Source organism: Clostridium sp. CTA-1, assembly GCF_054768215.1.
In genome coordinates this window covers 226,220-240,846 of sequence record NZ_BAAAAP010000002.1, presented here as the reverse complement: position 1 = coordinate 240,846, position 14,627 = coordinate 226,220, and the positions used below count along the sequence as shown (strand labels likewise).

General features: G+C 30.7%; 11 protein-coding genes. All 11 read right to left on the bottom strand.

The window, feature by feature from the left end:
* Nucleotides 1-102: 102 nt before the first annotated feature.
* Nucleotides 103-1,416 (bottom strand): branched-chain amino acid transport system II carrier protein, encoded by a 1,314-nt coding sequence (gene brnQ / locus ACYUEW_RS02675; protein ID WP_460276186.1) that lies wholly within the window; start codon nucleotides 1,414-1,416, stop codon nucleotides 103-105.
* A 563-nt stretch (nucleotides 1,417-1,979) separates the two neighbouring features.
* Nucleotides 1,980-3,149, bottom strand: a complete 1,170-nt coding sequence (locus ACYUEW_RS02670; protein ID WP_459566588.1) for an amidohydrolase — start codon at nucleotides 3,147-3,149, stop codon at nucleotides 1,980-1,982.
* 339 nt (nucleotides 3,150-3,488) lie between these two features.
* On the bottom strand, nucleotides 3,489-4,886 hold the full coding sequence (locus ACYUEW_RS02665) for a zinc ribbon domain-containing protein (protein WP_163243740.1): 1,398 nt from the start codon (nucleotides 4,884-4,886) through the stop codon (nucleotides 3,489-3,491).
* 485 nt (nucleotides 4,887-5,371) lie between these two features.
* Nucleotides 5,372-5,977 carry a helix-turn-helix domain-containing protein gene (locus tag ACYUEW_RS02660; RefSeq protein WP_043031586.1) on the bottom strand — a complete coding sequence of 202 codons (606 nt, stop codon included), beginning with the start codon at nucleotides 5,975-5,977 and terminating at the stop codon, nucleotides 5,372-5,374.
* Nucleotides 5,978-6,169: 192 nt separating this feature from the next.
* Nucleotides 6,170-7,618, bottom strand: coding sequence for a serine hydrolase domain-containing protein (locus ACYUEW_RS02655; protein WP_460276185.1), 1,449 nt, complete (start codon nucleotides 7,616-7,618; stop codon nucleotides 6,170-6,172).
* A gap of 217 nt (nucleotides 7,619-7,835) precedes the next feature.
* Nucleotides 7,836-8,330, bottom strand: a complete 495-nt coding sequence (locus tag ACYUEW_RS02650) for a GNAT family N-acetyltransferase (RefSeq protein ID WP_163201110.1) — start codon at nucleotides 8,328-8,330, stop codon at nucleotides 7,836-7,838.
* 51 nt (nucleotides 8,331-8,381) lie between these two features.
* A complete protein-coding gene (locus ACYUEW_RS02645; protein ID WP_163201108.1) occupies nucleotides 8,382-9,221 on the bottom strand; it encodes a rhodanese-like domain-containing protein in 840 nt (279 codons plus the stop codon).
* A 331-nt stretch (nucleotides 9,222-9,552) separates the two neighbouring features.
* A complete protein-coding gene (gene dapB, locus ACYUEW_RS02640) occupies nucleotides 9,553-10,350 on the bottom strand; it encodes a 4-hydroxy-tetrahydrodipicolinate reductase (RefSeq protein ID WP_043031578.1) in 798 nt (265 codons plus the stop codon).
* Nucleotides 10,351-10,764: 414 nt separating this feature from the next.
* Nucleotides 10,765-11,220, bottom strand: coding sequence for an AraC family transcriptional regulator (locus ACYUEW_RS02635; protein ID WP_163243733.1), 456 nt, complete (start codon nucleotides 11,218-11,220; stop codon nucleotides 10,765-10,767).
* Nucleotides 11,221-11,471: 251 nt separating this feature from the next.
* Nucleotides 11,472-11,813 carry a hydrogenase maturation nickel metallochaperone HypA/HybF gene (locus tag ACYUEW_RS02630; RefSeq protein WP_043031573.1) on the bottom strand — a complete coding sequence of 114 codons (342 nt, stop codon included), beginning with the start codon at nucleotides 11,811-11,813 and terminating at the stop codon, nucleotides 11,472-11,474.
* Between the two features lie 83 nt (nucleotides 11,814-11,896).
* Nucleotides 11,897-14,593 (bottom strand): FAD-dependent oxidoreductase, encoded by a 2,697-nt coding sequence (locus ACYUEW_RS02625; RefSeq protein WP_460276184.1) that lies wholly within the window; start codon nucleotides 14,591-14,593, stop codon nucleotides 11,897-11,899.
* Between the last annotated feature and the right edge of the window lie 34 nt (nucleotides 14,594-14,627).

The window sequence follows — 14,627 nt, the reverse complement described above, 5'->3', positions numbered from 1 at the left end:
ATATTAAGATTATTGGGAAAATTGATTAAATTCTGAAACTTTAACAAAAAAATAAAAAAACACCTTATTGTTTTACAACAAGGTGTTTTTTCTTATATTAAATTAAACATCTGCTATATTGGGATTTTCATCTTGTTTCTTTCCAAAGGCTACTGTACCTATTATAAATGCTATAACTGATGGAAGTAACCATGAAAAACCAACATTAGAAAGTGGTATAATTCCTAAAATGCCTTTTATAAAAGCTACATTACCACCTGTTAATATATTTATTGTATCTATGAAACTTACTACTAATGTAGTATAAACAGTAATTCTTACAACGGTATTATTTTTTACAACTTTACCTGCTAAAGTTATTGCTATTAAAACTATTACTATTGGATATAAAACTTGTAATACTGGAACTGAGAATTTAACTATTTTATCAACTCCACCTGTTCCAAGTAATGCACTTACTCCACTTATAATAATTGCAAAAGCATTATAAGATACTTTACCATTAGTTAAACTGCTAAAATATTCTGCTCCTGTGGATATAAGTCCAATTGCTGTTGTAAGACAGGCAAGGCCAACTGCTAATCCTAATATAACTGTACCTGCATTACCTAAAAGTCTACTAACTATCTCAACAACTAGGGCTGATCTTCCTATTTCTCCAGGAATTACTTGTGAAGTATGACTTCCTAAAATCATAAGTCCTCCATAAACAAAAGCTAATCCTACTGCAGCCACAATTCCTGATTTTATAGTAAGACTCACAATATCTTTTTTCTCTGTATATCCCTTTGCTCTTACAGCTGTTATTATTATGGATGCAAATATTACTGATGCCATAGCATCCATTGTTTGATATCCTTCAAGTAAAGATTTTGAAAAAGCCCCTTTAAATCCAGTTGATATAGTAGGTCCTAGCGGAGAAACTAATCCTTTAATTATTATAATTGCTAACATAACCAATAAAGCTGGTGTCAAAACTTTACCTATACTATCAACTATTCCTGATGGTCTTAATACAAAGGCTAAACAGATAACAAAATAAATTATAACTGCTACAAATGGAGCTACACCTGGAAATATCGGATGTATTGCTAATTCATAAGTTGTAGCTGCTGTTCTTGGTATAGCAAGCATAGGTCCTATAGCTAATATTAATGCTGTTGTAGATATAATAGCAAACATCTTTCCTACTCTTCCTGATATATCTGAAAATGTCCCATTTATTTTAGCACAGGCTATTATACCAGTTAATGGCAAACCTACTCCGGTAATTAAAAAACCTATAATTGCTGCTGGTGCCTGATCCCCTACTAATTTTCCCATAAAAGGTGGAAAGATTAAGTTGCCTGCCCCAAAAAACATTGCGAAAAGTGCAAAACCAATAACTATGAAATCTTTTGCTGATGTTTTCTTCATTTTAGTCCCCCTTAATTCAAATTTGATATAATTTTATTAGTTATTATATCATAATATTCTAATTTTCAAAATTTAATAAATTCTGAAATTTTAATTTTATTCTTAATTTAATAATCCTAGCATTCATTTATTCAATATAGATCCTATTTTCTGCTGTTTTATTCTTTTATCATTAGATATTGTTATATTTTTATCGCACTTTTTATGCAATTTATTATATTTATTAAATTTTTGGAATTTTTAGATATATGTATTATCTTTTTCTTTTTCATTTAAATTTATGACAATATTTTAACCCAATTGATGCTTTATTATTCCTCTTTATAATAAATAATAATGTTTTCTCATATGTTGCCTTTGAAAATCATTTAGAATTTATTCTTAGAAATTAAAATAGATTGGATTTTCTATAATAAACGACAATTAGAATTTTTATTATATATTTAGATTAAATAAAAAACACCTCATTTTTATGTGAAGTGTTTACAATAAATTATTATTTTTTATTATATATGACAAAAATCTTAATGTAWAGTACTTTATTTATTTTAAATAAAATTAATCTATAAATCTTTATTAAAATTATATACTATATTACCTGAAATTATAGTGTACATATTTTTAGAATTTATATTAAGAGGATTGTCATTATATATGCATATATCCGCCTCTTTTCCCTCCTCTAAGGTTCCTACTCTATCATCTATACCTAATATTTTTGCTGGATTAATAGTTATAGCCTTTAGAGCATCCTCCTCTTTTAATCCATTTTTTACAGCTAAAGCTGCTGACATAGGTAAAAATTCAATAGGAACTACAGGATGATCTGTAATCATAGCATATAAAATTCCCTTTTCCTGTAGAATTTTTGTAGTATTATAATTTCTATTTCTGGTTTCTACCTTTCCTCTAAAATTCATGTTTGGCCCTGCTATTACAGGGAAACCACTTTCTTTTATATAGTCCGCTACTAAATGTGCTTCCGTCCCATGATCTATGGTAAGTTTTAAATCAAATTCTTTAGCTATTCTTATGGCCGTTAGTATATCATCACTTCTATGAGCATGAGCCTTTAAAGGTATTTCTTTTTTTAAAACAGGAATAATAGCTTCCATTTTAATATCTATATCAAATATTTTCCCTTCCTTTAAAGCCGCCTCTTTTCTATTCATATAATTTTTAGCCTTATATAAATTTTCCCTTATTAAAGCTGCTGTTCCCATCCTTGTTATAGGCATATAGCCTTTCTTTCCAAATATACTTTTAGGATTTTCTCCAAAGGCTATCTTTAAAGCTGCTGGAGCTTTTATCAGCATTTCATCTACAGATTTACCATAGGTTTTTATTATAGCAAATTGTCCACCTATAGGATTTGAACTTCCCATCCCTGTCATAACTGTAGTTATTCCAGCTTCTATAGCAGATTGAAATGCCGAGTCCCTAGGATTTATTCCATCTATAGCTCTTAAATGCGGTGTTATAGCACTAGAATACTCGTTTAAATCCATGCCTTCAAACCTTATTCCTTCCTCCATTATACCTATATGACAATGAGCATCAATAATGCCTGGCATTACCCATCCACCTTTAGCATCTATAACTTCTATATTCTCATTTGCAATATCTATTTTTTTAGCTACTTTTTCTATTTTGCCATTGTTAATTAGTATACAATCGTTTACATGTTTTTTGTTAGTCATAGTCAAAATCTTCCCATTTTTTATTAATAACAACAAATATACCCCCTAACACTTTTTAAATATATTTCTCAAATTTGTATTTGATTTCCCTTATTTTTCATCTTTAACTTAATGGAGCTTTAATATTTTTTTAACAAAATTTTATTAGCTTTTTATGATTTACCATAAATTACTATAGTGTAATTTTATAGTTACTGTAGATAACTTTATATATTAAATTTAATATATGTTTTTTATAATTAATAACAAATTAAAATTTATTATATTTAAATAATATTTTATTTCAAATTAAAAGGTAATATTTATATCATATAAAATATTACCCTAAATTTAAATACTTTATCTAATTTAAAAATTACCTTTTAAGTTTTATTACTCTATATTTAGTTTTGGAAACATAATTTTTCCTATATTATTTCCTGCCTCTTTTATTACATTATCTCTATACTCTGGGGTAAGTTTACTTATATCCTTAGCCCCTTCTTTAGATATCTTTTTTATATGTAATTTAGAATTAATAGAATTAACCACAGTATCTGATATAAAATTAAAAGAAGTCTTTTTATTTTCTATAGAAACTTGAGATTTAAATCCTCTTATATAATTTTTAGAATCAACTCTTACTTTTGTTAAACTATTTATTTTTGCATTGAAGCCTTTTTTATCTGCTTTTTCAATATAACTCAACTCGCTCATAAAAGAATCATATTCTGAATTGAACGCTCTTTTGATATTATCTACATCTTCTTTACTAAGATTAAATTTATTAAGGTCTTCATTATTTTGGGCAATACTTAAAAATTCAAAAACCTTTTCCCTAACTAATAATTTTAAATTTTCATCCTTTGATACTTTTTCAAAGAAAGCATTTAAAACTTTTATTATTCCTTCATTATCTAAGTGTACTACTATTTCATCACATTTTACAGTATTTTCTTTATCTTTTATATTTATGTCTACAGTATCTCCTTTTGTAACATAATCATCCATAACCTTATTAAAAAATTCCTTGTAATCTTCATTAACCTTATCATAATATTTAGATTTTTTTATGTTTAAAACATTCTCATAGTTTTTTGAATTTATTGTTTCTGAAACATCATTATTTTCTTTATTATTTATTAATTTATTTATATCTTCCCATTTTATGTACATTATATCTTTATATAATTGAGGTATTGATATAGCTATGTATTCTTTATTACTATAAATTTCTCCATTTAAAATATTGTCTTTTTTGTGTATCAAACTGACTTTACTATATCTTTCATTAGTTTTTTTATCTACTTTATTATTCACTCTTAAAGTACATTGTTCTATTATATTTTCTATATATTTATACTCCATAGATTCTTGTGGTTGTAGTTTAGATTTTATTTTAAAATCACTAACAATATCTAGGGTATCCGATTCTTTATATTTATCACCAGCATACACCAACCAATTTGCTGCATCCTTTCTTATAAAAAAATTTTTTATTGGATTTTTCATAAGTGGGATACCTACTATTATTAATATTAAAATAGCAATTAAAAAAAATTTATTTTCTTTTATTTTTTTATTTAAATTAAATTTTTTTATGATTTCTAAAGGTTCTTCTTTATGCTTTAAAATATGTTCATCCTTAAAAATTTCATTATGTAAAAGAGCCCCTCTATCTGTTATACTGCTTATTTCTTCTTTATGTATTTTTTCTAATTCGCTTCCGCAGGTACTACACCGTTTTGAATTTTTTTGTAACTTACTGCCACATTTTCTGCAAAAATGCATAAACTATTCTCCCTTCTCTACAAATTATACTTAATTCTAACATTTTATTTTTATATTATCAATTTAACAAAATATAATAAGTAAGAGTTCTCTTTTATTTTGAGAACTCTTACTTATTTTTTATGAATTAGGGGAAAACAGCATTTTAATTTATCTTTTTATATCTTAAATGCTGTGAAAACAACATTTGTATAATTTTATTTTTTTATGTATCACACTGTATTTTATCTCTTGGTATAAAAGTGGCGGAAGTATTCCAAGCTTCCACCACTTTTTTATAAATCCATGAGCAATCTATAATAATGATAATATAACTATAACTATTATTAATTCTAGCTCTAAACTTATTTTATATAGTAATATTTAGTTGTTTAGTTTTGCATTATATATCAAAACTAACTCTACATTATATGGATTATGGAAAGTTAATAACCATAAATATTATCTACATACCAATATAGATAATGTAATAAATATTGGAATTTCTAAACCAGTAACAATTTGATATACTGAATTAATCTAAATAAAAAATACATTCCTATAGTGACAACTATTGTAATCAATCCTGAACAAATTACTGAGAACGCTTTTTGATATGGGCGTTTTCCAACCTCACAACTCTTTTCAATTTGATCAAGTTTTTTTCCCTCGGTAAAAGCTATGATTTCTCTGTATGTTTGAATGTCATGAGTTTTCTTTTGCTTTTCAAGGCATATTGCATAATACATTGTAATGCCAAATAGCACTAACCAGATTGCAATTCCAATAAAATTTAAGTAAAGAAATAGTGGAACGACCAATACTACTGTTGCCATAAGTAGTACAGTAAAAATCGTGCCGTCACGGTTAAACCTTTTGATATCCTCTGTTTTAATTTCTTCTTTCATTTCCTCCAAATCTCCTTTAACTAGAATATCAAGAGAAACACCAAAGAGAGTGCTTAATAGTACCAGGCTATTTATATCAGGATAGTTCTTACCGTTTTCCCAGTTTGAAATTGTCTGCCGTGTTACAAATACTTTTTCAGCTAAATCCTCCTGCGATAATTTTGAATCGAGTCTATATTTTTTTATTTGTTTGCTAATGTCCACTTTGATATTCCTCCTGCTTACATTCTATCGTTCGGAGCGTGTTCATGCTATCAAACCTATTTTACATCACTACTTTTTAATATGTAAAATGGATTTTACATGCCATTTTATTGCACTATAAATGTGTATTAAACAAATTTACTATTTATATTACTCAACCTTAAACTGGAATTTAATTACTTAACATTATGATTATTTTCGGAGCGAGGTATTATATCGGTGAGTATATACAAACCATGTAAGGCTTCCAGTTAATAATGCCGATGAAATCAAAGCTGTAAGAACACTATATGTTTGCCAAATAAGTATCGTTGACCAATCGAAGGCACAGCACATTATACACAGGGCAATCGTAGCAATCAGCAAAATAACTGTTACGATTATTCTCTTTTTTGTCATTGGCTGTCGCTCATTCATTTTCTTTCTGCGTAATCCTAAAAGAAAGAACAGAACAGCCAACAGGCAACAAATAATTGTGGCAGACGACAAAGTGATGTCAAGAAACTGTGTGCCGCTTATTTCATACGATTGAGAAAGATTACCATCCAATATCTCCTTAATTTTTAACACTAAATTTCTATTGGTATTTGCGCCGTTGGTCAGCAAGCAAAGGGCTGTGCGTTCGTTTGGCAGTATTGCCACTTCGGTTGCAAAATTGGGGTTACCCCCTGAGTGTTCAATAATTGTTTGTTCGGAATTTAATGACCACCCCGCCGCATAAAACATTCCGTTGACATCTGAAACAGACATGTCCCCATGATGGGACTTCTCGATAATCTCATGGAATATTTCGGGTATATCCTGAACAATACCCATCTGTATGCCCATCCAACGCGCCATATCTTTGGCGCAAGAAATGATGTAGCCCGCGGGTTTATTCCCAGCATAATCTGGTGCATCATATGGGGTCGTCATAAAGAAGGAAGAGCGGTAGCCCTGTGCCAATTGTCCAGTAGCTTGAGCATCTTCTTTGTAAACATACGTCTGGTGTAGCCCTAACGGCTGAAACACTTGCTTTTTCATGTAGTCTTCATAGCTCTGACCCGACACAATTTCAATAACCAGACCTAATATGTCATAATTAACAGTTCCGTAATTATACTGCTCACCAGGATAGAATGACAATTCAGCATCTACGAGCATTTCTACAGTTTTTTTCAACATATCTGGCGTATTGCCTTGTGGAATGATTTGACTGTGACTGCCATTTGTTAAGCCGCTAGTATGGTGTAAAAAGTTATTGAGTGTAATACTTTGCATATCAATGGGTTTCCCCTGATGCTTTAACGTAAACCAAGGTAAATACTTTTGGATGGGGTCAGTCATTGACAGCAGTCCTTGTTTTTCCATCAGCAGAATACCTATGCCCGTAAAAGCTTTGCTGACCGAAGCTAGCTCATATAGCGTATTTTCACTTGCCGACAGTCCCTTTTCACGATCTGCATACCCAGAAGAAAAGTAGAATACTTCATCATCAACAAGTATTGAAATTGACATTCCTGGCACACCTGATATACGACAGGCATCATCCAGCAACGCTTGTATTGCCGCAGATTGCGCATTTGACAACGGACAACCTTGTGTTGGGAATCCTGAGAATAATATAAGTATCGTTAATACAAAAACAATAGTCTTTTTCATAAACTCTCCTTAGTTACAACTACTAAACTAAATTCTAATTTATATTACTCAATATCAAATTGGAATTTAATAAATTTTCATTTGTTATTAATTTTTGTGTATCTACAACTAATAAAACCATTTTTATCACCCTTCGCAACTCATTTTTAGTGTTCTGCAAATTATTATATATTAATATTCAGACTTAAAATTGGAATGTGTAGCTAAAAGATTATCTTTATAATCTCCACCAAAGAGTTTCTCCTTCTTTATCTTTTTTGAATCCACAACGTTTTAAAATCTTTTGAGAAGCCAAACCTTCTAAATCAGTTTCAGCAATTACACTTGTAACACCATTTTGTTTTAATGCCCATCCACACATTGCTTTTACAGCTTCTGTCATATATCCGTTGTGCTCAAACTCTTTACCTAAACCATAACCAATCTCAACTTCACCATTTTCATTAGGAATATCTTTAAAATCAGCTGAACCTACTACAACCCTATCCTCCTTGCGAACTAAGAAAAAAAAGCTATGCCATAAATAATTGTTAGGGTCTTTTTGGGTGATTTCATACTGTCCCTTTACTACTTCAAGAAAAAATCCTTCCATTGATTCTGCCTTATAGGAACAATCTAATTCTTTTTCAAGTTGAGAAATATCTTCAATCCATAGTTTTAATTGATTAAGAGTTAAAGGGATAAGCTCCAAGCGTTCAGTTTGTATTAACATTTTGTTTCCTCCATTGAATTAAATTGTCAAACTTTTTATGTTTATAAATATTTATTTAGCATTTATAGGATTCTTCTCATAGGTTATCCAATCACTCCAACTTCCTGCATATACTCTAGCTTTAATTCCTACTTCATCTAAAAGTAAAAAATTAAAGGTTGCATCTATTCCTGATCCACAATAAACTGCTATATTAGAATAATCTTTTAATGGTAGAAAATTTTCTCTCACTTTATCTTCATCAACAGCTCCATCTTCCTTAAGCATATATTTCCAATAAATATTTTTAGCTCCAGGTATATGTCCAGCCTTTTTATCTATAGGTTCTTCTATTCCTTCATATCTTATGTTAGTTCTTGAATCTACCAATATAAGATCTTTTTTAATGTTATCTTTTATGTAATTTACATCTCCTAATATTTCTTCATTTAAAGAAATATTGAAGTCCTCATTTTTAATATCTAACTTTTCTTTGCTGTTGTTTTCTTCTATATATAGCTTTCTATTTTCTGTGATCCATTTATTTATACCACCATCTAAAACATAATTATTAGTATGGCCTACATATCTTAACATCCAACAAAACCTAGCTGCTCCAGCTATTTTTAATTCATCATAGGCCACAACTAAAGTATTTTTGTTTATTCCTAGTTTTCCTATACTTCTTTTAAAGTCCTCTACATCTGGTAATGGATTTCTACCTCCATGTTCCCTTTCTTCAGAAGACATAACTTTTTTTAAATCTGCAAAAACAGCATTTTTTATATGTCCCTTTTTATAAACTTCTTCTCCATAGCTATCCTTTAAAAGATCTCCTCTACAGTCTACAATGACTATATTTTCATCTTCTAAATGATTCTGTAACCACCTAGTAGATACAAAATTCTTCACAAAATCATCTCCCAAATATTTTTAGATATATTTTAAAAAGGATGTGTCAAAATAGACTTAATTTTAATATAGCAAAGAGAAAAAAATATATGAAATGAACATATGAATAAGCTTTAGCAGTTCTTAATTTGGCGGAATTAAAAATTTGCGTAATTCCTCACAGGACGTGAGGAGCCGGTAGTGAAGCCAGGACGGTGCCTCTACCGGGTAGAAAATTTTTAATGTAACCATATTTAGAACTACTTAGCAAAATGAGTAGTTTATGAATGTATTTTTTATCTTTGCAGTATTAAAATTAAATCTACTTTATTTTGAGACAGTTCCTTTATTTTTACAAACCTAATACGTCTTTCATGGAATATATTCCTGGTTTTTTATCCTTTAAAAATAAGGCAGCTTGACAGCCTCCATTTGCAAAACATTCCCAGTTGTGAGCGTGATGAGTTATTTCTAATCTTTCTCCCATAAGACCAAACATAACTGTGTGGCTACTTGAAATATCTCCTGCTCTCAAGGAATGATATGCGATTTTCCCTTCTTCTCTTTCACCTTTCCCATATCTTCCGAATTGAGCTAATTCTTTCAATTCCTTATTAAATGTTTTAGCTAAAACTTCTCCAATTTCTAAAGAAGTTCCACTTGGAGCATCCTTTTTATATCTATCATGCATTTCTATTATTTCAATATCAGACATATTGCCTATAGTATTAGCCGCAAGTTCTACTAATTTATACATAAGGTTTACCACCATAGAAGTATTTCCCGCCAAAACCACTGGTATTTCTTTTGAAATTTCATTTATCCTATTTATTTCTTCCTCTGAAAATCCAGTAGTACCACAAACCACAGATTTTTTACTCTTTAAAGCCTTTTCAAATACATCCATAGACGTTTCTGGATCTGTAAAATCTATAATGCAATCACATTTATCTATAACATTCTCTAAATTATCTACAACTTTACAATCTATATTTTTACCTAGATTTGCGACTATACCAAGATCTTGTCCTATGTAATCCCTTTCCTTTGGGGCTACTGCTGCCACAAGTTCTATATTTTCATTATTATAACAAGATTTAGTAACCAAGCTCCCCATTTTTCCCCTTGGTCCAATAACTATTATCTTCATTAGTATAACCCCCTGTTTATTTTCCTAAATAAATAAGTATTTTTTATTTATTATTAAAAATTTTATTAGATTATATATAATTTCATTCATTAACTACACTAAGTATTCTATACTAAATTTTAAAATCCTCCATAAAATAAAATCAAGGCAGATTTCTTTCCACCTTGATTAGCTAGTATAAATCTTTCTAAAACTCTTAAACTCTGTTTTCATTTAAATAATAAGAATACTTTATTTGTGAACTAATATTTAAGCGTAAAGTAAACAGGACGTGGCATTAGAGCGTTAGCTTAAATATTAGGGCACAAATATTAGTATTCTTTATTTTTATAGCTATCTATTGACTAAAATTATTTCTTGTTTCAATTCTTAACCTTTGAAGGCTATTAAATTGGAATTTGTTTTAATATTTTTTTATAATATTGGTACGCAAATTTCACAATAATGCTTATTTATCATCTGCATTGCATATCGTTCAAGAATAGGTCTTCTATCATCAAATTCATAATTTATTTTTGATAACTCCGAAAATATCTCCATCCATGCTTCTTGCATAGCATCTACTGTATGACTTATTTTAAATACGCAATATTTTCCACCCATAGTTTTTCCAAAATTAATATACTTATTATCAACCTTGAATTCATCCGAAACAACTAAACATGTATCATAACGACAATCTTTAGCTTCTGTGAATTTAGGGTTATCTTGGGCTATTCCTAATATAATTGAATTTTCATTAAATAAGTTTTTTTCTCTAGCCCAATTTTTTAATTGTTCCATTATTTGCACATTCTCTGAACCGTAAGGACCTGTTCTTCGTATATAAGCAATTTTATATGATGGTATCATTTCAATGTTAATATCCATAACTTACCTTCTTTTTTAATAGAGTACATCGATGCCTGAATTCATCATATAATGCTTTAAAATGTATTTCAACTTATTTTTTAAAATTGCCCAATTACTATTTGTCTAAAAATAAACATTTTTACATCTTTATTTATGTTACGGTTTAATTCTACCGCTAATTTTAATAGGGATGTTACAAAATTAATATAAAAAGTAATTTTGCAACACCCCTAGTTATTATTTATAAATACTTTCTTAAAAACGTGATTTCAGCAAGCAACGATTTCCTTAATCATAAACTCTTTTCCACATAGTATCTCCCAATCTTTACTTACGCAATTTGGGCATTTATTACTATTCTCAATAAGATTAAAAACTTTATTACACTTTTTACAAATAGCATTGCCTGGTAGTATCTCAATTTTTAGTTTTGTATCTTGCAATAATGTACCATCAACTGCAGCTGGGTAACATGCTTCAATGTATCTCGGAATTACCGATGAGAGCTCGCCAATCTGAAGAACTAATGTATCTATTTTGGTTAATCTATTTATTCTTGCAAAATTTTCAACATTTTTAATGACTTCAATCATAATTCCAACTTCATGCAAATGACCTCACCTCTCTTGTAAAAGTATAAAGAATGTACGAAACTACTCTCCCACCTATCTTATTTGGAATAATGCTTTAACTATTATATGTTGTCTTTTTCTCTTGAGAAAATTGATTTTACTGATTTTTTTACACTTTTCACTGCAATTCTTCCTTGACGTTTTATAACATGTTTTATAACTGCAGGTTTCATATCTTTAAACTCTACACCAGAACTATCATATTTTCTTATCAGTGAGATTGCGTCAAATTTACATCTTATAGTACACATTCCACAGCCCACACATTGGTATTGGTCTACAACCACAGCACCACAGCCAAGACAACGCTTAGTCTCCTTCTTTATTTGCTCTTCAGTAAATGTACCACGCAAATCCTTAAAGGTTACTTTTGATTCATTTCCTTCAACATGAAGTGGTCTTTGTCTAGGCAAACGATCATAGCCATCCATGTTTAAATTTTCTTTGTCAAGAGCACGATATTCCCTTTCACGGCTTATTGTCAAGTTATCACCATGAACATAGCGATGAATTGAAACGGCACCTTGCTTACCTAAAGCAATAGCGTCAATAGCAAACTTTGGTCCTGTTAGCGCATCTCCACCAGCGAATACATCTATCTCTCCTGTTTGGAAAGTGATAGGATCAGCTTTTATTGTCCTATTTGGATTTAATTCTATCTTAGTATCTTTTAATAATTCACCCCAATTCATTCCTTGACCAACTGAAGTCAATACACTGTTTGCTTTAACGATCTTTGTTTCATTTTCATCGAATTTAGGATTAAACTTTCTATTTTCATCAAAGACAGAAATACATTTTTTAAATTCCACACCAACAACATGCCCATTTTCCTGAATTATACGTTTTGGTCCCCAAGAATTGTTGATGGTAATACCTTCTGACAATGCTTCTTCAATTTCTTCCCCAAGTGCAGGCATTTCTTGTCTATTTTCTAAACAATACATATCTACTTGTGAAGCACCAATTCTTTCAGCAGTTCGAGCAACATCAATAGCAACATTTCCTCCACCAATGACGATAACTTCCCCTTCCATTTTCAAATCTTCACCTAAATTTACTTTTCTTAAAAAATCTACACCTGTCATTACCCCTTCTGCTTCTTCACCCTCAAGCCCTAGGTTTCGGCCAGCTTGAGCGCCAATTGCTACATAAAACCCTTTGTAGCCAAGTTCTCTCAGTTCAGGAAAAGTAGTATCTTTGCCAACCTGAACCCCTGTTTTAAATTCTACTCCTAATTCTTTCAAAATATCGATTTCTGCATTTACTACTTCTTTTCCTAGTCTAAAGGAAGGAATTCCAAGGGTTAACATACCACCAAGCTTTTGTTGCTTCTCAAACACTGTTACCTGATAACCATCAACAGCTAAGAAATAAGCACAAGATAAGCCTGCAGGACCTGCACCGATTACAGCAATTTTCTCCCCTCTATTATCTTTCCTTTCAGGTACAAAGCGATGTTCTTGTTTTAAGTCCTGATCTGCAATGAACTTTTTGATTTCATCAATAGCAAGTGGCTCATCTACATCTGATCTTGTACAAGCAGACTCACATTTTCTTGGACAAATACGTCCGCAAATTGCTGGGAAGGGATTTTCTTTCTTTATAAGCTCCAAGGCTTCTCTATACTTTCCTTGAGATGCCATCTTGATGTACCCTTGAATTGCTATGTGAGCTGGACATTCAGATTTACATGGACTTGTTCCACCCTCAGCAACAACTTTACGATGACGATAATCAGGATTCCATTTGTCCTTCCCCCACTTAGTATCGTATGGCGTTTCTTTTTCCTTCTCCACTATAACAGGTTTCTTTGTGCATAAATTTTGCCCTAGTGTTAATGCATTAGATGGGCAATTTTCTACACATTGTCCACAAGCAACGCATTTATCTTTATCCACTTGTGAAACATAATTTGATCTTGAAAAATCAGGGTTTCTATAAAGATTGGCATTCCTTAATCCAAAGCAGGAACATCCGCAACAATTACAAATAGCAAGGGTTTTTCCTGGTCCTGATAAATTAGGTATCTGATGTATCAAACCTTCCTTTTCAGCTTTCTTACAAATAGCAATAGCTTCTTCTCTAGTAATACGTCTACCTCTTCCTGTTCGAATATAATACTCAGCAGCTGGACCAAGCTGAATACACATTTCTTCAACGGTATGTCCGCAACCTTGCCCAATAACTCTCATGGATGTACGACATGCACAATCCGCAACAGAGAAAACCTCATGTTTATTAATCAGGTCTGAAATTTCCTCATAAGAGGCTCTTCTTGTATCACCTTCAATGGCGCTTTCAATTGGTATAACTCTCATTACACCCATTCCTACAGGAATATTTCCTGCCATTAATCCACCTAATTTTCTTGTATATTCTTCAAAGGATTCAGGAATTACTGGATACTTTTTTATATTTTCCCTATTCGCAACCATATATTCCATAACGCCAGGAACATAAAGTTCAAGAAAATATTTATCAACACCATTTTCCTTTTCTACTTTAACAGAGCCATCAACTGCCATCTTGTATAAAATCTTCTCTACTTCATCTACAGGTTTTTTGCAAAGATCCGCAACCTCCTCTAAGCTTTTGGGTTTGCGGATCTCTAGATGAAGTGCTACTTCTGCCATTTCATCTGTAGTAACTGTGGCAAGAATTTTATATTCCGGGTCCGTTGGTTTTACTTTTACTAACCCCCCAGTAATCCCAGCAGCAATTTTATTGGCCAGTTCAAGTACTTTTTTCTTTACCATATCTATTTCCCCCCAAATTAAATTTCACAGCTAC

What these genes read in the sequence shown, in the direction of transcription:
- dapB (WP_043031578.1), bottom strand. Translation starts at nt 10,350, where the DNA reads ATGAAGATAATAGTTATTGGACCAAGGGGAAAAATGGGGAGCTTGGTT.
- ACYUEW_RS02665 (WP_163243740.1), bottom strand. Translation starts at nt 4,886, where the DNA reads ATGCATTTTTGCAGAAAATGTGGCAGTAAGTTACAAAAAAATTCAAAA.
- ACYUEW_RS02655 (WP_460276185.1), bottom strand. Translation starts at nt 7,618, where the DNA reads ATGAAAAAGACTATTGTTTTTGTATTAACGATACTTATATTATTCTCA.
- ACYUEW_RS02635 (WP_163243733.1), bottom strand. Translation starts at nt 11,220, where the DNA reads ATGGATATTAACATTGAAATGATACCATCATATAAAATTGCTTATATA.
- ACYUEW_RS02625 (WP_460276184.1), bottom strand. Translation starts at nt 14,593, where the DNA reads ATGGTAAAGAAAAAAGTACTTGAACTGGCCAATAAAATTGCTGCTGGG.
- brnQ (WP_460276186.1), bottom strand. Translation starts at nt 1,416, where the DNA reads ATGAAGAAAACATCAGCAAAAGATTTCATAGTTATTGGTTTTGCACTT.
- ACYUEW_RS02650 (WP_163201110.1), bottom strand. Translation starts at nt 8,330, where the DNA reads ATGTTAATACAAACTGAACGCTTGGAGCTTATCCCTTTAACTCTTAAT.